The sequence below is a fragment of the Halosimplex halophilum genome (genome assembly GCF_004698125.1).
GTDB classification, from domain to species: domain Archaea; phylum Halobacteriota; class Halobacteria; order Halobacteriales; family Haloarculaceae; genus Halosimplex; species Halosimplex halophilum.
The window spans coordinates 1,105,198-1,121,633 of the sequence record NZ_ML214297.1 but is presented as its reverse complement, the minus strand read 5'-3'; the positions used below and the strand labels follow the sequence as shown (position 1 = coordinate 1,121,633).

The 16,436-nt window shown below is 72.2% G+C and carries 15 protein-coding genes; 6 read left to right on the top strand and 9 right to left on the bottom strand.

The genetic code is table 11. The features are described from left to right. Window positions 1–76 precede the first annotated feature (76 nt). On the bottom strand, window positions 77–475 hold the full coding sequence (locus E3328_RS22485; protein WP_246022905.1) for a DUF7977 family protein: 399 nt from the start codon (window positions 473–475) through the stop codon (window positions 77–79). Beyond that, window positions 468–1,514, bottom strand: coding sequence for a zinc-binding dehydrogenase (locus E3328_RS05650; protein WP_135363622.1), 1,047 nt, complete (start codon window positions 1,512–1,514; stop codon window positions 468–470). Before E3328_RS05650 ends, E3328_RS22485 begins: the two co-directional genes overlap by 8 nt. 166 nt (window positions 1,515–1,680) lie before the next feature. Here E3328_RS05650 and E3328_RS05645 point away from each other — a divergent pair, with 166 nt between their 5' ends. From E3328_RS05645 to E3328_RS05630, 4 genes are all read left to right on the top strand, one after another. After that, on the top strand, window positions 1,681–2,862 hold the full coding sequence (locus E3328_RS05645; protein WP_135363621.1) for an ABC transporter substrate-binding protein: 1,182 nt from the start codon (window positions 1,681–1,683) through the stop codon (window positions 2,860–2,862). 129 nt (window positions 2,863–2,991) lie between these two features. After that, complete coding sequence (locus E3328_RS22800; RefSeq protein ID WP_209452137.1) at window positions 2,992–4,320, top strand: molybdenum cofactor synthesis domain-containing protein; 1,329 nt, start codon at window positions 2,992–2,994, stop codon at window positions 4,318–4,320. 312 nt (window positions 4,321–4,632) lie between these two features. Next, complete coding sequence (locus E3328_RS05635; RefSeq protein WP_135363620.1) at window positions 4,633–5,592, top strand: WD40/YVTN/BNR-like repeat-containing protein; 960 nt, start codon at window positions 4,633–4,635, stop codon at window positions 5,590–5,592. Between the two features lie 245 nt (window positions 5,593–5,837). Continuing rightward, window positions 5,838–8,033 carry a beta-glucosidase family protein gene (locus E3328_RS05630; protein ID WP_135363619.1) on the top strand — a complete coding sequence of 732 codons (2,196 nt, stop codon included), beginning with the start codon at window positions 5,838–5,840 and terminating at the stop codon, window positions 8,031–8,033. Window positions 8,034–8,043: 10 nt separating this feature from the next. Here the strand turns inward: E3328_RS05630 and E3328_RS05625 are convergent, their stop codons facing one another. After that, window positions 8,044–8,709, bottom strand: a complete 666-nt coding sequence (locus E3328_RS05625) for an HD domain-containing protein (RefSeq protein ID WP_135363618.1) — start codon at window positions 8,707–8,709, stop codon at window positions 8,044–8,046. A 125-nt stretch (window positions 8,710–8,834) separates the two neighbouring features. On the opposite strand from E3328_RS05625, the gene E3328_RS05620 reads away from it, so the two are divergent. Then, window positions 8,835–9,509 (top strand): MBL fold metallo-hydrolase, encoded by a 675-nt coding sequence (locus tag E3328_RS05620; RefSeq protein ID WP_135363617.1) that lies wholly within the window; start codon window positions 8,835–8,837, stop codon window positions 9,507–9,509. 27 nt (window positions 9,510–9,536) lie between these two features. Here the strand turns inward: E3328_RS05620 and E3328_RS05615 are convergent, their stop codons facing one another. From E3328_RS05615 to E3328_RS05605, 3 genes are all read right to left on the bottom strand, one after another. Further along, complete coding sequence (locus E3328_RS05615) at window positions 9,537–10,202, bottom strand: hypothetical protein (RefSeq protein WP_135363616.1); 666 nt, start codon at window positions 10,200–10,202, stop codon at window positions 9,537–9,539. A gap of 78 nt (window positions 10,203–10,280) precedes the next feature. Next, window positions 10,281–11,063 (bottom strand): hypothetical protein, encoded by a 783-nt coding sequence (locus E3328_RS21810; protein ID WP_167837316.1) that lies wholly within the window; start codon window positions 11,061–11,063, stop codon window positions 10,281–10,283. Between the two features lie 110 nt (window positions 11,064–11,173). Then, on the bottom strand, window positions 11,174–11,512 hold the full coding sequence (locus E3328_RS05605) for a DUF7126 family protein (protein ID WP_135363615.1): 339 nt from the start codon (window positions 11,510–11,512) through the stop codon (window positions 11,174–11,176). Window positions 11,513–11,632: 120 nt separating this feature from the next. On the opposite strand from E3328_RS05605, the gene E3328_RS05600 reads away from it, so the two are divergent. Further along, window positions 11,633–12,967 (top strand): outer membrane protein assembly factor BamB family protein, encoded by a 1,335-nt coding sequence (locus tag E3328_RS05600; protein WP_135363614.1) that lies wholly within the window; start codon window positions 11,633–11,635, stop codon window positions 12,965–12,967. Window positions 12,968–12,995: 28 nt separating this feature from the next. Here the strand turns inward: E3328_RS05600 and guaA are convergent, their stop codons facing one another. The 3 genes from guaA to E3328_RS05585 all read right to left on the bottom strand — a co-directional run bounded on the left by guaA (window position 12,996) and on the right by E3328_RS05585 (window position 16,398). After that, the gene (gene guaA, locus E3328_RS05595; protein ID WP_135363613.1) at window positions 12,996–13,913 is read right to left on the bottom strand and encodes a glutamine-hydrolyzing GMP synthase; all 918 of its coding nucleotides are present in this window, start codon (window positions 13,911–13,913) and stop codon (window positions 12,996–12,998) included. Then, complete coding sequence (locus E3328_RS05590) at window positions 13,913–15,610, bottom strand: CTP synthase (RefSeq protein ID WP_135363612.1); 1,698 nt, start codon at window positions 15,608–15,610, stop codon at window positions 13,913–13,915. Before E3328_RS05590 ends, guaA begins: the two co-directional genes overlap by 1 nt. Before the next feature lie 125 nt (window positions 15,611–15,735). Further along, window positions 15,736–16,398 (bottom strand): alpha/beta hydrolase, encoded by a 663-nt coding sequence (locus E3328_RS05585; RefSeq protein WP_135363611.1) that lies wholly within the window; start codon window positions 16,396–16,398, stop codon window positions 15,736–15,738. Window positions 16,399–16,436: the final 38 nt, after the last annotated feature.

Sequence of the window (16,436 nt, the reverse complement as noted above, 5' to 3'; positions counted from 1 at the left end):
AGTGTACGTGACCCGCTATCAGAATTGGATACGTCGGAGGCGCCGGGAGCGTAGCGGGTCGCGTCGGGGACCCCGGTCAGGGCCGCCGGTTCGCGACGGCGGTCCAGACGCCGAGCAGGCCGAGGAAGACCGCCGGGACGAACGGGAGCACGAGGTAGGCGTCGCGGTAGCCGAGCGGGAGCGCTTCGAGCAGGCTCTGGGCCTGCGGGATCGCGATAATCGTCCAGGGGATCACGACGAGGGCGACGACCAGCGCGGCCACGAGCGCCCACCCGCGGCGTCCGAACTCCCGCGACTCGGGGTCGGGCACGTCGTAGCCGCCGGGGTCGGCCGGCGGGAGGTCGCCGTCCCCGCCGGTTCCGCGGACGTGTCCGTCGACGCCGTCCCGGTCGTCCGGACCGCCGGCAGTCCCCCGGTCGCCGCGACGGCCCTCGTCGTCGGGGACCTCGCCCTCGGGGGCGGACGCCTCAGTCATCGAACTCGCTGTCGGGGACGACCACGACCTTCCCGAAGCCCTCGCGGTCCTCCAGCAGTTCGTGGGCGCGGGCCGTCTCGCTCATCGGCAGGCGGTCGCGCACGCGCACCTCGAAGGTCCCGTCCCACACCTTCGCGAGGGCGTCGTCGACCTCGCCGGGCGTCGCCATCGTCGACCCGATTATCGACAGCTGGTTCCAGAACACCCGGTTGACGTTGGTCTGGGGCCGACCGCCCGCCGTGGCGCCGCAGGTGACCAGCCGGCCGCCCTTCGCGAGGCTCTTCAGCGAGTCGTCCCAGGTCTCGCCGGCGACATGGTCGACCACCACGTCGACGCCGCGGCCGTCCGTCAGTTCCCTGATCTGTGCGGCGAAATCGTCCTCCGTGTAGTCGATGGCGTGGTCGGCGCCGACCTCGCGGGCGTAGTCGAGCTTCTCGTCGGTGCTCGCGGTCGCGAACACCTCCGCGCCGGCGAAGTCGGCGATCTGGACGGCGGCGTGACCGACGCCGCCCGACGCGCCGAGCACGAGGACGGACTCGCCGGGGTCGATGTCGGCGCGGGTGACCAGCATCCGCCAGGCGGTCTGGAAGACCAGCGGCGCCGCGGCGGCGGTCGCCCAGTCGACGCCCTCGGGGACGGCGACGAGGTTGTCCTCGGGGACGGCCGCGAGTTCGCCGTGGACGCCGGGGACGTGCTCGCCGATGATGTGGTAGTCGACGCACATCGACGCCTCGCCGTCGCGGCAGAACTCGCACTCGCCGCAGCTGACGCCCGCGGTGACCGCCACGCGGTCGCCGGGCTCGAAGCGGGTCACGTCCGCGCCGACCGACTCGACGACGCCCGCGGCGTCGCAGCCGGGGACGTGGGGCATCTCCAGGTCGATCCCCGGCAGGCCCTTGCGGGTCCACACGTCGAGGTGGTTCAGCGCGCCGGCCTTCACGTCGACGAGCACGTCGCCCCGGCCCACCTCGGGGTCGGGCCGCTCGGCGTACTCGACCACGTCCCGGTCGCCGTGGTCCGCATACTGGACTGCGTACATGGTCGGACCGACGCGCGCGGTGTGCAAAACAGTGACGAACGCGCCCGGTCCGACCGAAGCTACGGCCCGTCGCCGCGGCGGCCCGTCGGGCCGACCGTCCCGACCGATTCTCAGTTCGGATAACTCGGGGGCAAGGTCATTATGGAGGTCGCCCGCACGGTAGCGTATGTCAACGGCCGTGGGCGGACAGCGCGAGATAGAGATCCACCACCACTTCGTGTGGGGGAGCGAGGAGGAGGCGATGGACACCGTGCTGGCGGAGTACACCGACCGCAACCCGGACGTGTCGGTCGCCGAGGAACAGACGGTCATCAACGCGCTCCGCCTGATGATCAAGAGCCGGATCCTCCGGGAGGACCCGCCTGACGTGTGGGACGAGTGGCCGGGCGCGAACCTCCGGCCGACCGTCGAGGCCGGCGCGACCGCCGACATCACCGACCTCTGGGACCGGGCGGGCATGGAGCGGGCGTACTTCGACGGGATGGTCGACGTGGCCCGCTTCGACGGCGAGTTCCACGCCGTCCCGCTGGACATGCACCGGATCAGCAACCTCTACTACAACGTCGAGCTGTTCGAGGCGGCCGGGGTCGACCCCGCGCGGCTCTCCGGCCCGGACGACCTCGTCGAGGCCCTGCCGGCGCTGGCCGAACGGGCCGAACAGCCGATCGCCGTCTTCGGCCGGAACCCGTTCGGACTGCTCCAGCTGTGGGAGACGCTCCTGCTCGCCCACGGGGGCGAGAGCGGCTACGAGGAGGCGGCCGACGGGCGGCCGTCGTCCCACCGGACGGCCATCCGCGCCGCCTTCGACACGCTCGGGGAGTTCCTGGCCGCCGGCCCGGACAACCCGGAGTTCATGGACTCCAGCGACCTGGAGTTCGCCTTCTCCGACGGGGAGGCGGCCTGCATCAACAACGGGTCGTGGTCGACGGGTCACATGGCCGGGACCGACATGGAGTTCGGCCGCGACTGGGACTGCGTCCCGTTCCCCGGCACCGACGGCACGCACATCGTCAACACGAACGCCGTCGTCCCGGCGGCCCACACCGAGGGCGACGACGCCGTGACGGACTTCGTCGAGTACCTCGGCTCCGCCGAGACGATCGAGCGGTTCAACACGATCAGCGGGTCGGTGCCGCCGCGGAGCGACGTGTCTGTCGCCGAGCTGCACCCGATGAGCCGCGAGCTCCACGAGGCGTTCGGCGGCCGCGCGACCCAGCTGCCGTCGATGTGTCACGGGCTGGCCGTCCGGCCCGAGCAGGTCGTCCAGCTCAAGGACGCCGTCGCCACGTTCCTCCAGGACCGCGACGCCGACGCCGCCGCCGACGACGTGGTCGCCGCGCTGTCCTGACCCCCGGCCCCCGTGGCGGGGCCGCTCTCCGCGGTGTCTCCACCCCGCCGACCGCAGGTGGTCCCGGCCGCCGCGACCCGGGTCCGGTCGGATGCTGGCCTTTTTGGTTCGCTGCCGGGTAGCGATCCCATGGTCGATTTCCAGTCACGGGACACCAGCCACGGGTACGGGGACGACGAGGAGGGGGACGACGCCGAGGCGGACGACGGTGACGAGGACGCCGGCGACGAGCAAACCGGGACGGACCCCGTCGGGGAGTCCGGCGAGCGGACCGAGGGGGCGGAGACCGACCCCGCGGGGGACGACCCGGCGGAGCCGGAAGGGGGAGCCGCCGGCGAGCGCGCGGACGACGCGGCCGACGAGCACGCGGACGACGCGGCCGACGAGAGCGCGGGACCCGGGGCGGACGACGACCCGCTTGCGCCGTCGTCCGGAGACGGGAGCGGCGATCCGCTGGCGCCGGACACGTCCGGTCCGGACCCGGAGTCGGGTGCCGACGACCGCGGTGCGCCGACCGACAGCGACCGCGGTCCACAGAGCGGCGACCACGACTCGCCGGCCGGCGACACCGACGACGAGGCCCCCGGAGGGGACGGCGGCGCCGACCCGACGGCGGACGACCCGCTGGCGCCGTCGAGCGAGTCGGAGCAGGGGGACGGGACGGCCGACAACGCGGACGACCACCCGTTCGCCGACGCGGACGGCGCGGACGCCGCTGACGCCGCCCCGAGCACCGACGCCGGCGGAACGGTCGACCACTCGTCGAGCGAACCCGCCCGCGAGGGAGGCGACCGCGCCGAGCCCGGCGCGCGTTCGACGGACTCCAGCGGCCACCCACAGGACACGGGCGACCACTCGGAGGGTCCCGGCCACCAGGAGGGCGTCGACAACCCGGAGAACGCGGACCACTCGGACGGCGCGGCGGAGCACGCACACGGCGCGGGCGGCCACTCGCACGACCACGCTCACGGCGCCGACGTCGGGCTGCTCGGCGTCGCGGTCGTCACGGTCTCGTCCACGCGCACACGCGAGGACGACGCGAGCGGCGACGTGATCGAGGCGGTCGTCGAGGCCGCCGACCACGAGGTCGTCACCCGCGAGATCCTCCGGGACGACCTCGACGGCGTCCAGACCGCGCTGTTGAACCTCACCGGCCGCGGCGACGTGGACGTGGTCGTCACGACCGGCGGGACCGGCGTCACGCCGGACGACGTGACCGTCGAGGCCGCCCGTCCCCTCTTCGACCGCGAACTCCCGGGGTTCGGCGAGCTGTTCCGGATCCTCTCCTACGAGGAGATCGGCACCCGCGCGATGGTCTCCCGGGCCACCGCCGGCATGGTCGACGGCGTCCCCGTCTTCTGCCTCCCGGGCAGCGAGGCCGCGGCCCGCCTGGGGACCGAGGAGCTCGTCGTCGAGGAGATGGCCCACCTCGTCTCGCTCGCTCGCCGGGACGATTGAACGCCGGACCTCCCCGCTGGCCCTCGCCGCGCCCGCGCCGTACCACAGTATTCGGGTGTCCGTACGCTGCGACGAGGCGAACGTATTCGGGCCTCACCGGCCCGCTCGCGGGCGTTCAGTTTCGAAACTTCAATCTTTCGTCGTTTTATGTCGATTAAGTCGGTCTAGCGGCGGGGGGTGCGCGGACCCCGGAATCCGTCCGTTCGGACGAGTGAACGGATCCAAAATGGGAGTTTCAGGCCCTAAAACGCCCTAAATCGGCGCCAAGGGCGACCCCCCATTAAGTGCAACCCGTCGCATGTCCCGGATGCAATGTCCGAACGCACCTCCACTCGACGCACCGTGTTGAAGGCAGCCGGCGCAGCGATCGGCGCGGCGGCGGTCCCGACGGCCGCGGCCGCGTCCGGCGACGACTCCGAATGGACGGCCGTGAAGTCCCCGGTCGGCGGAACCCTCTACGACGTCGAGGAGACGAGCGAAGGCGCGTACGCGGTCGGCGACGCGGGGGTCGTCCTCGAACGCACCGAGAAGGGCTGGCGGAAGATCCTCGACGGCGGTCCGACCGGCAACGGCAACAACCTCTACGGCGCGGACGTGACCGACGACGGGAAGCGCCTGTGGTTCGTCGGCTCCTCCGGCGCCATCGGCGAGTACGACGTGACGACCGGCAACCTGAACGACCACTCGGCGCCGATGGACGTGACCAACAACTTCAACGACGTGTCGGTCACGGGCGAGGCCGGCGAGGCCAACGTCTACGTCGCCGGCGACTCCGGGAAGATGTACTACAGCTTCGAGAACGGCGCCACCCAGACCTGGGACTACGTCACGCCGGGCTCGGGGTCGGCCATCAACGCCGTCGACTTCTACGACGACCGCAAGGGTCACATCGTCGACGGCAACAAGTCCGTCTTCTACACTCAGGACGGCTCGACCTGGGACAAGATCGGGCTGGCCGACGCCAACGTCAACTTCTACGGCGTCGACTCCGACGGCGCCGACGACGTGTGGATCTCCGGCGGCGGCGGGATGGTCTTCCACTGGACCGGCTCCCGGTGGGTACCCGCCGACACCGGCGACGCCGGCCTGCGCGACATCGAGGTCGAGGACGGCGAGGGGTACACCGTCGGCGGCGGCGGCAAGGTCTTCGACCGCGAGAACGAGGAGTGGAAGCCCGACGCCACCCCGACCGGCCAGAACCTGAAGGCCGCCTGCCGGAAGAGCGAGGTCGAGATCGCCGTCGGCGCCGGCGGCACCATCCTCGAACACTGACGACCGCTCCCCGACCGCTGGTCGCTGGCTGACCCCTCCACCACTCCACCCGCGTCACCTCCACACTCCGCGTCGCTCGAATTCCCGCTGCCGTCGTCGGTCCCCGTTCCCTGCGTCCTCCGGCTGTCAGGCATCCGGTCCCCGTTCCCGGTACCCTCCGCTGTCAGGCGTCCGGAACCCGTTTTCTTCGCTTCGCACCCGCGGTGGGGAAACCGTTAAGCCGATCCTGACTGAACGTCCAGTCAATGACGCCCGACACGGTGGACCGGCTCCTCGCGGAGCTCCGGCTGGCGGAGAAGGTACAGCTCACGCACGGCGCGACGGACACGGAAGGGACGGCGACCGGCTTCATACCAGGGGTCGAGCGGCTTGACATCCCGCCGGTGAGGTTCTCGGACGGGCCGCTGGGCGTCCGCACCGACGACCCGGCGACGGCGTTCCCGGCGTCGACGGCGCTGGCGTCGACGTTCGATCCGGAACTGGCTCGCGAGTTCGGCCGGGCGCTCGGCCGGGAGGCGCTGGCCCGGGACCAGGACGTGCTGCTCGGGCCCGGACTGAACCTCGTCCGGGTGCCCCACTGCGGGCGCAACTTCGAGTACTACTCGGAGGACCCGGTCGTGACCGGCCGCTTCGCCGCGGGCGTCGTCGACGGCATCGAGTCGACGGGCGTGGTCGCCACGCCGAAACACTTCGTCGCGAACAACCAGGAGACGGCCCGCGCGTCGGTCAGCGCCGAGGTCGACGAGCGCGTCCTCCGGGAGATCTACCTGCCGGGCTTCCGCGACGCCGTCGACGCCGGCGCCGGCGCGGTGATGTCATCGTACAACCGCGTCAACGGGACGTACATGAGCGAACACGAGGAACTGCTGACGGACGTGCTCAAGGAGGAGTGGGGCTTCGACGGCGTGGTCATGTCCGACTGGTTCGGCACCGAGAGCGTCGTCGGCACTGCCAACGGCGGGCTGGACCTGCAGATGCCCGGCATCTCCGCCGAGGAGCTGTTCGAGTCGATGGGCGCGCCCGGCGGCGAGGGCGACGGTGCGGACCGCGGGGACGGCGGCGACGCGGACCGCAATGGGGCCGGTCCCGACGGCGAGGGGGCTCCCGCGGATCCGACGGAGGGATTCGACTACGCCGACGGGATGCCGGACCCGACGACGGGCGGGCTCTACCGCGAGGAGCTGGCCGACGCCGTCGAGGCGGGCGAGGTGCCGGAGTCGCGGCTCGACGACATGGTCCGGCGGCTGCTCACCCAGCTGCACAGTCATGGACTGCTCGACGGGTCCCGGGACGGAGCCGACCCCGGCGGTGCCGTCGACACGCCGGAACACCGCGAGCTGGCCGAGCGCGTCGCGGTCCGCGGGACCGTCCTGCTGGACAACGACGGCGTCCTGCCGCTGGCCGACGACGCCGACGTGGCCGTGGTCGGCCCCAACGTCGACGAGGCGATCCTCGGCGGGGGCGGCTCCTCGGAGGTGACCCCGGTCACCGAGACGAGCCCGGTCGAGGGGATCGAGGCCCGCGCCGAGGGCTCGGTCTCGGTCGCCCGCGGCCACCCGCGGGTCGAGGACATCTCGCTGTTCGACGCGTTCGAACCGGACGACGGCGACGAGGGCGAGGCGGGGCCCGACCCTTCGGTCGACGACGCGGTCGCGGCGGCCGCCGAGGCCGACGTGGCCCTCGTGTTCGTCCGCGACCAGGCGACCGAGGCCGCCGACCGCGAGACGCTCGCGCTGCCCGGCGAGCAGGACGAGTTGATCGAGGCCGTCGCCGCCGAGAACCCCCGGACGGTCGTCGTCGCGAACACGAGCGGTCCCTTCGAGGCGCCCTGGCGCGAGGACGTGGCGGCCGTCGTCGCGGGCTGGTACCCCGGCCAGGCCCACGGGTCGGCCGCGGCGGCCGTCCTCTACGGCGACAGCGACCCCGGCGGGCGGCTCCCGGTGACGTTCGCGCCCGCCGAGGCGTATCCCGCGGCCGACGAACGGCGGTACCCCGGCGTCGACGGCGAGGCCCACTACGACGAGGGGCTGCTCGTCGGCTACCGGCACTTCGACGCGACCGACGCCGAACCGACCTACCCGTTCGGCCACGGCCACTCCTACGCGACTTTCGAGTACCGCGACGCCGAGGCGGTCGACGACGCGACCGTCGAACTCACCGTCGAGAACACCGGCGACCGGCGCGGCAGGGAGGTCGTCCAGACGTACGTCGACTCGCCGGCGGCGCCCGACGACCTGGACCGACCGCCGCGGGAACTCGGCGGGTTCGCCCCGCTGGCGCTCGACGCCGGCGAGTCCCGCCGCGTCACCCTCGACCTCGACGAGCGGGCGTTCGGCCGCTACGACGCCGGCGAGGGCTGGACGGTCGACCCCGGCGAGTACCTGATCTCGCTCGGCCGCTCGTCGCGGGACCTGCGGCTCGACGTGACTGTCGAGCGGTAAGCCGCCGACCTTACTGGTCGCCGCGCCACTCGGCCTCGAACCGCTCGACGAACTGCTCGACGAACGCGGCCCGCTCGGCGGCGAGTTCGCGGCCGGGCTCGGTCTCCATCGCCTCGGGCAGCCGCAGCAGTTTCTCGCGGGCGTGCTGGATCACGGTGTTGTCGCGGTCGTTCCGGTCGTAGCTGTCCCGGACCTCCCGTTCGGGGTCGTACATCCCCTGGCCGTGGTGGGCGCCGAAGGTGAACGCCCGGCCGATCCCGACCGCGCCGAGCGCGTCGAGGTTGTCGGCGTCCCGCAGGACCCGCTCCTCGCGGGTCGGCTCGTGGTCCAGGTCCGTCCGCTCGGCGAAGTCGTACTCCTCGTGGTGGGCCACGCAGTGACAGACCGCCTCCCGACGGTGTTCGGGAAATTCCGCGTCCGCGAGAGTCGTCCGGACCTCCGGGAGCGTCTCCTTCGGGTGGGTGAACCCCTCGCCGCGGAGGCGGTGGAGGTCGTGGACCAGCGCCGCCGCGCCGACGACGGCGAAGTCGGCGTCCGTCGCCGCCGCGAGGCGCCGGCCCAGCCGGTAGACTCGCCAGGCGTGGGCCATGTCGTGGCCCGTGTCGTCGCCCGCGAAGTGCTCGCGGGCCTCGTCGGCCACCCGCTCGTGGACCGCCGGCACGTCGTCCGCTCGCATGCCCGTGGGCGGGCGGCCCTGGACGAAAAGCGTCCCGGTGGCCGCCCGGTCTCCGTAACCGATCTTGCCGGCCGCCGGATCCGACCCGCCCGCCGGTTTATCCCGCCGACGGCCCTACGGGCGGTATGGTCACGCGACTCTCCGAGGCGGCGTGGTGGATCGACCTCGGCGGCGTCAACGCCTACCTCGTCGACGACGGGGGCACGCTGACGCTCGTCGACGCGGGGACGCCCTGGCGCGGCGGCGCACTCGCGAACGCCGTCGTCGAGGCGGGGTTCGCCCTCGGCGACCTCGACCGGGTCCTGGTCACCCACTACGACCTGGACCACGTCGGCGGCCTCCCGCGCCTGGACGGCCTCGACGTCACGATCTACGCCGGCCGGCGCGACGCCCCGCTGGTGACCGGCCGGGAGAAACCACCGTTCTCCGTCCCGAAGGGGGTCTTCCAGCGACTGGTCGGCCCGTTACTCACGCCGCCGGACAACGATGTCGTCCCGCTGACCGGGGGCGACACCGTCGGCTCGTTCACCGTCCACGAGACGCCCGGCCACACCCCCGGCCACGTCGCCTACGTCAGCGAGGACCTGGAGTTCGCTGCGCTGGGCGACCTCGTGCGCGAGTCCGGCGGCGAGCTGAAGCCGACGCCGTGGGTCGTCACCGACGACACCGCAGTCGCCCGCGAGAGTATCGGTCGGCTGGCCGCCGACGCGCCGGCGTTCGAAGTCGGGGCGATGGGCCACGGCGTGCCGTTCGAGCGCGGCGGGGGCGACAGACTCGCGGACCTCGCGGGACGCCTCTGAGCCCCGCCCACCGGACGGGTCGACGACTCACATATCGCCGGTGGACTCGCTGCCGACGTTTTTCTCCGCGCCACCCTGGTTGGAGGCCAGACCCGGCGAGTGTCGCGAGGTGCCGCCGGTGAAGTCGGTCTCCCCGCCCCCACCGCCGCCGGGGAACCGCCCGTTCTCGAAGTCGGCCGCAGTGACGCCGGACGGGCGCGCGTCCTCGGCGCGCGTGACCTCGGGGCGTTCGGGGCGGTCGGAGGTGGTGTAGGCCGCCACCAGGTCTGGGTCCGTCACGACCGCCGACCGGGGGACCGGCTCGTCGTCCGGCCAGCGCCGCCAGGCGACGCGGTCCTGCTGGAGCGCCGCGCGTTTCTCCGCCTCGCCACCGGCCTCGACCCGGTCGCGGGGCGCCGGCACGCGAGCGTCGAGCGCGCGTTCGACCCCCTCGGTGTCGGCGACGTGGTGGAGCTTCACCGTCGACTTCCCGGAGCGGACCAGGTCGTAGCTCCCGGCGCCGAGCAGCCGGTCGAGCCGCCCGTCGCGGCGGAGGACGAGGTCGACATCCTCCCACTGGACGGTCTCCGACCCGCGGAGGAGGCCGCCCAGCCCGCCGGGGTCGTACTCCAGGTGGTCCCGGAAGACACGTAGCTCGGACCGAACTCCGGGGACGGTCCCGACGAACCGTTCGCTCGGGATCGGGTCGGTCATCGTCCTAACTCGTCGGTGATCGGGGATAAGTTTCGTGGGGAGTGAGCGGCCGGCGACCCGCCTTCGGCGCCCAGGGTGCTACTCGGCAACTCCGTCGCCCCCGGTTCCTCCGGTGAACTCCTCGGCCTCGCTGCCGTTCCCGTTGCGGGTTATCCCGTCGAGCGTGGCCGGTCGGTCCGGGCCGGGCGAGGAGCGACGCGGTCGCTCGTCGTCGTCCCCGCGGGCGGGGGTCACGTCCCCCTCTCCGCCGAGTTTCTCGACGAGCACGTCGTCGGTCACGACCGCCGAGCGGGGGAGCGGCTCGTCGCTCGGCCAGGTTCGCCAGAACACGCGGCTCCGCTGGAGCGCCTCGCGGACCGTCGCCTCGTCGACGGCGTCGACCCGCTCGCGCGGGGTCGGCACGCGGGCGTCGAGCGCGCGCTCGAACTCCCCGGGGTCGCGCAGGTGGCCGAGGAAGCGGCTCGACCCGCCCGACCGAACCAGCTCGTAGCTCGCCGTCCCCAGCCGACGGTCGACGGCGGTATCACGGCGGATCGCCAGGTCGATGTCGTCGTACGCGACGGTCGTCGCGCCCGGCGAGAGCCCGCTCTCGACCGTGAGGGCGTCGCGGCCGAACCGGACGCGGCGGCGGGTCGCGCCGGCCGCGACGACGCCGAGGACGCAGACGAGCGCGGCCACCGCCCCGCCGCCGACGAGCGCGGCCGCCGACGGCGCCGCGACGCCGTTGATCGCCAGCAGCGACCGGGCGAGGGCCCCGAGGAGCGCGCCGCCGGCCAGCGCGCCGACGCCCTCGCGCCAGGCCGAGAGCACCGCGGCTCCCGGCGACGCGCTCGCCACGGGACCGGTCGACACTTCGGTCATACTGCGAGAGTTTCTCCCGCAGTAACAATAATGTTGCCCCGGAAGCAACGCGGCGGGACCGTCGTGGCGGTCCGGACACTCGCGGCGGTCGGGGCGGCCAGGTCCGAGTGTCAGTCGTCCGCGTCGTCGGCGTCGGTCAGTTCCTCGGCGACGGTGTCGGCGTCGAACAGCGCGGGGTCCATCCCGAGGACCTGCTGGCCGCTGACGAACTCCGGCAGCGAGTCGGCGGTGTAGGCGACGACCCGGATGTCGGGGTTGAGGTCCCGGGCGACGACGATAGAGGTGGCCTGGCCGGCGTCGGTGAGGACGAACACGTCGGCGTCGTGGACGCCCGCCTCTTCGAGCGCCGGGCGATTGGCGATCCCGTCGACGACCGACACGGTCGCGCCCCGCTCGCGCAACTCGTCGGCGAGTCCCTCGGTGTCGGTCCCCGCGAAAACTGCGTTCATACCCACTGATCGGGGCCGGGGGGTTTGTGCTTCACGTTTCGCGCGGCCGCGGCCGCGTGCCCCGACAACGAGTCACGCGTTCAGGAAAAAACACTTACCAGTCCGTCCGAAACGCCCGACATGGATACGTCCCTCCGACGGCGGTCCCTGCTCCGCGCGCTCGGCGCGACGGGTGCTGCGGCCCTCGCCGGCTGTCCGGCGGGTATCGGCGGATCGTCCGGGTTCGAGCCCGGCGAGACGGACTGGCCGAGCTACCGGTTCGACGCGCGCAACAGCGCGGCCCACCCCTCCGCGCCCGGCCCGGGCGGCGACCTCTCGGTCGCGTGGACGGCCAGCTACACCGACGGCTCCGAGGGCCCCGCCGGAGTGAGCGTTCTCTCCGCACCCGTCGTCCTCGACGGGACGGTCTTCGCCGCGGCGGACCTCAACGACGACTCCGGCTGGCGGACGGTCGTCTCCGCGTTCGACCTCGCCACCGGCGAGCGGCAGTGGGAGCGGTCGTTCCCCATCGCCGAGATCGACGGCGAGGGGGACACCTCGCCGGCGCGGACGCTCGGGTCGGGCGGCGAGCGTCTCGTCGTCGGGACCGTCTCGGAGGGCCCGGGACTCGCCGCGCTCTCACCGGACGACGGCGAGACGGCGTGGGAACAGGCCCTCGACACGCCGTACGAGTCGCCGGTGACCGCCGAGGGGGGGTCGCTGTTCGTCGGCGACCGGCTCTACGCCGCCTTCGACGCCGGCGACGGGAGCCGCGAGTCGCGGTACGCGCCCGGCGAGGACCCGCTGTGGCGCAACCGGTACCCGCCCACGGTGACCGACGATACCGTCTACGCCACGGACCACGACGAGATCCACGCCGTCGACCGCGAGAGCGGCGAGCGTCGCTGGACGGCGAGCAACGACTTCTACACCATCCTCTACCAGGAGGAGGGCGCCCCGTTCAACTCCCCGGTCGTCGTCGACGGCGTCGCCTACGCGGTCTGCGGCCGAATCACCAACCGGGACACGGGCGGGATGGTCGCGATCGACGTCGAGGACGGGTCGGAGCTGTGGACGGCGATACCGGAGGGCGACGACCCCCAGACCTACGAGGGAGACCCCGCCGAGGCCGAGCAGGCCGCCTTCTACGGGATGCCCCTCGTCGTCGACGACACCGTCTACGTCCAGGGCATAGGGCGCGACGAGTGGGGCTTCTTCGCCGTCGACGCCGCCGACGGCTCCGTCGAGCGGATGGACACCGACGGCGGGCTCGTCGCCGCCGACGGCCTCCTGTACGGCGTCACCACCGAGGACGGGACCTTGACGGCCAGCGCGGTCGACCCGGCGGCCGACGAGCGGGTCGGCTCCGCGGCGGTCGAACAGTGGGAGAATCCGCGGGTCGGTCCGCAGGCCGTCGCCGGCGAGTACTACCTCGCCACGATGGACCAGGGGATCGTCGCGTTCGGGTCGGAGTGAGTGAAAATCCGCTCCCGCGGCGGACCGATTACTCGTACTCGATGGTCGCCGGCGGCTTGTGGGTCACGTCGTAGAGGACCCGGGAGACGTTGTCGAGTTCGCCGGTGATGCGGCTCTGGATGCGCTGGAGCGTCTCCCAGTCGATCTCCTGTGCGCGGGCGGTCATGCCGTCCCGGCTCTCGACCGAGCGGACGGCCACGACCCAGCCGTGGACGCGGTTGTCGCCCTTGACGCCGGTGGCCTTGCCGAGTACCGCGGCGAGGGCCTGCCAGGGCTCGTACTCCTCCAGCTCCTCCTCGACGACGTGGTTGGCCTCGCGTGCGACTTCGAGTTTCTCCTCGGTGACCTCGCCGATGATCCGCACCGCGAGCCCGGGGCCGGGGAACGGCATCCGCTCGGAGATGATCTCCTCCAGGTCGAGTTCGCGGGCGACCTCGCGGACCTCGTCCTTGTAGAGGTCGCGCATCGGCTCGACGATGCCGTCGAAGTCGATGCGCTCGGGGAGTCCGCCGACGTTGTGGTGGGACTTGATCGTCCCCTCGCTCTCGATTCGGTCGGGGTAGATGGTCCCCTGGACGAGGTAGTCAGCGTCGACCTCGCGGGCGACCTCCTCGAACTCGCGGATGAACTGCTCGCCGATGATGTGGCGCTTCTCCTCGGGATCGGTGACGCCCGAGAGCGCGTCGACGAAGCGGTCCTGGGCCTCGATGACCCGCAGCGAGTCCATGTAGTCGAAGGTCTCGCGGATCTGGTCGGTCTCGCCCTTGCGCATGAGGCCGGTGTCGACGTAGACGGCGGTGAGCTGGTCGCCGATGGCCTCGTAGGCCAGCGCGGCCGCCGTCGAGGAGTCGACGCCGCCCGACAGGCCGATGACGGCGTTGGCGTCGCCGATCTCGGTCGCGATTTCGTCGAGTTTCTCGTCGATAAAGGAGTCGACGTCGACCATCAGACCTCCACCTCCTCGGTGTCGCGGTCGTCGCCACCGCGGGCGGACTCGCCCGCGCCGCCGTCGCCGCTCCCGGCTTCCTGCAGGTCCAGCGCGGCGTCGAGCAGCCCGACGAACGGCGGACTCGCGCGGCCGGGTCGCGAGCGGAACTCGGGGTGGAACTGCGTCCCGAGGAAGTAGGGGTGGTCGGGCAGTTCGAGGATCTCCATCCGGCGGCCGGACTTGCCGGAGAAGCGCAGGCCCGCCGCCTCCAGGTCGTCGATGTACTCGGGGTTGACCTCGTAGCGGTGGCGGTGCCGTTCCGTGCAGGAGTCGTCGCCGTAGATCTCTTCGGCGAGGGTGCCCCCCTCGATCTCGGTGACGTGGGCGCCCAGGCGCATCGTCCCGCCCATGTCGTCGACGCCCTCCTGCTCGGGGAGGATGTCGATGACCGGGTGGGGGGTCTCCTCGTCGAGCTCGGCGGAGTGGGCGCCTTCCAGCCCGAGGACGTTGCGGGCGTACTCGACGACGGCGAGCTGGAAGCCCAGGCAGAGGCCGAGGTAGGGCACGCCGTGCTCGCGGGCGTAGCGGATGGCCTCCATCTTGCCCTCGGTGCCCCGCGAGCCGAACCCGCCGGGGACGACGACGGCGTCCATCCCGTCGAGTTCGCCCTCGTGGCCGTCCGCCAGTTCCTCGGCGTGGATCCACTCGGTGTCGACGTTGACGTTGTGGGCGAGGCCGGCGTGTTTCAGCGACTCGTAGATGGAGAGGTAGGCGTCTTCGAGGCCGTACTTGCCGACCAGCGCCACGTCGACGGAGCCGGTCTGGTCCTGGGTGACCAGCTCGCGCCACTCGTTGTGCCGCTCGTCCTCGGGCAGGGCGTCGTCGGCCAGGTCGAGCCGCTCCATGACGTACTCGTCGAGGCCCTCGTCCTCGACCATCAGCGGCACCTGGTAGATGTCCGGCACGTCCGGGTTCGAGAAGACGGCGTCGGTCGGAACGTCGCAGAAGAGGGCGATCTTCTCCTTGGTCTGGTCCTCCAGCGGGTCGTCGCAGCGGCCGACGAGCACGTCCGGCTGGAGGCCGATCGAGCGCAGTTCCTTGACGCTGTGCTGGGTCGGCTTGGTCTTCTGCTCGCCGTTCTTCGAGTAGGGGACCAGCGTGACGTGGACGAACAGGATGTCATCCTCGTCTTCCTCGTGGGCGAACTGCCGCAGGGCTTCGAGGTAGGGCATCCCCTCGATGTCGCCGACGGTGCCGCCGACCTCGATGATACAGACGTCGCTGCCCTCGGCGACCTCGCGGATGCGCCGCTTGATGTCGTTGGTGACGTGGGGGATGACCTGCACCGTCTTCCCGAGGTAGTCGCCCGCCCGCTCCTTCTCGATGACCGACTGGTAGACCTTGCCCGTCGTCACGTTGTGCTTCGAGGTCATGTCGATGTCGAGGAACCGCTCGTAGTTCCCCAGGTCGAGGTCGACCTCGCCGCCGTCCTTGAGGACGTACACCTCCCCGTGCTGGAAGGGGTTCATCGTGCCCGCGTCGACGTTGAGGTAGGGGTCGACCTTCACGGCGGTCACGTCGAACCCGGCGTTCGAGAGCAGTCTGCCGGTGCTGGCGGCCGTGATACCCTTGCCCAGCCCGGACATGACGCCCCCGGTGACGAAAACGAACTTGTTCCCCAGAGTTTCGTCGTACTCTGTCTCCGGTTCCGGCATACCGACCGTGCGCGGTGTGACCTGAAAACCGTTTCGGGAGCCGCCGGGGATCCGTCCGTTTGTCAACGTGTGACGGCCGCGGACCGCCGATCCCGTCGGTTCGCGAACCGGTCGAGACGGCCGGGTCAGAGCCGCGGTCCGAGAAAGTCCGCGACGACCGCCGCGACCGCGTCCGCCTGGCCGACGAAGTGGTGGTCGGCCGCCAGTTCCGTCACCGCGAACCCGCGCTCGCGCGCCCGTTCGACGACCGCCGCGGCGTCGACCGTGTCGTCGCGGCTCCCGGAGACGACCTGGCCGGGACAGTCGATCCGTTCGATAGCCGCGACCGCGTCGACCGCGTCCGGGCCGTCGCCGACGCGCGGCGCGGGCGCGAGCGCCGAGACGGCCGCGGGACCGTCCCCGGCGTCGGCGCCGTCGGTCCCGGCATCGACCCGGTCGGTCGCCGGGTCCCCGCGCTCGGCCGCCGCGACTAGGGCGAGGCAGCCGCCGAAGCTGTAGCCGAACAGGCCGACCCTGTCGTAGCGCTCGGCCGCCCAGCCGAACGCCGCGGTGGCGTCGCGAAGCTCGCCCCGGCCCTCGTCCCACTCGCCGTAGTCGAACCGCAGGCAGGCGATCGACCGGTCGGTCAGCGCGTCCGCGACGGCGGCCAGCCGCCGGTCCGACCGGCTCCCGCCCATCTCCGGGTGGGGCGGACAGGCGACCACGCAGGCTGTCGGGTCCGCGTCGTCCGGTTCGTCCAGTGACCCGCGCACGTCGCGGGGGCCCGGGACGATCACTGGTTCGCTCACGGGTCGAGCGTGGTCTGGCAGCACCTCGAACCTGTCGG

Excerpts from the sequence above, each read along its gene's own strand:
- E3328_RS05620 (WP_135363617.1), top strand. The coding sequence starts at position 8,835 with ATGGTCACGCGACTCTCCGAGGCGGCGTGGTGGATCGACCTCGGCGGC.
- guaA (WP_135363613.1), bottom strand. The coding sequence starts at position 13,913 with ATGGTCGACGTCGACTCCTTTATCGACGAGAAACTCGACGAAATCGCG.
- E3328_RS05625 (WP_135363618.1), bottom strand. The coding sequence starts at position 8,709 with ATGCGAGCGGACGACGTGCCGGCGGTCCACGAGCGGGTGGCCGACGAG.
- E3328_RS05645 (WP_135363621.1), top strand. The coding sequence starts at position 1,681 with ATGTCAACGGCCGTGGGCGGACAGCGCGAGATAGAGATCCACCACCAC.
- E3328_RS22485 (WP_246022905.1), bottom strand. The coding sequence starts at position 475 with ATGACTGAGGCGTCCGCCCCCGAGGGCGAGGTCCCCGACGACGAGGGC.
- E3328_RS05600 (WP_135363614.1), top strand. The coding sequence starts at position 11,633 with ATGGATACGTCCCTCCGACGGCGGTCCCTGCTCCGCGCGCTCGGCGCG.
- E3328_RS05635 (WP_135363620.1), top strand. The coding sequence starts at position 4,633 with ATGTCCGAACGCACCTCCACTCGACGCACCGTGTTGAAGGCAGCCGGC.
- E3328_RS22800 (WP_209452137.1), top strand. The coding sequence starts at position 2,992 with ATGGTCGATTTCCAGTCACGGGACACCAGCCACGGGTACGGGGACGAC.
- E3328_RS05615 (WP_135363616.1), bottom strand. The coding sequence starts at position 10,202 with ATGACCGACCCGATCCCGAGCGAACGGTTCGTCGGGACCGTCCCCGGA.
- E3328_RS05605 (WP_135363615.1), bottom strand. The coding sequence starts at position 11,512 with ATGAACGCAGTTTTCGCGGGGACCGACACCGAGGGACTCGCCGACGAG.
- E3328_RS05590 (WP_135363612.1), bottom strand. The coding sequence starts at position 15,610 with ATGCCGGAACCGGAGACAGAGTACGACGAAACTCTGGGGAACAAGTTC.
- E3328_RS21810 (WP_167837316.1), bottom strand. The coding sequence starts at position 11,063 with ATGACCGAAGTGTCGACCGGTCCCGTGGCGAGCGCGTCGCCGGGAGCC.
- E3328_RS05650 (WP_135363622.1), bottom strand. The coding sequence starts at position 1,514 with ATGTACGCAGTCCAGTATGCGGACCACGGCGACCGGGACGTGGTCGAG.
- E3328_RS05630 (WP_135363619.1), top strand. The coding sequence starts at position 5,838 with ATGACGCCCGACACGGTGGACCGGCTCCTCGCGGAGCTCCGGCTGGCG.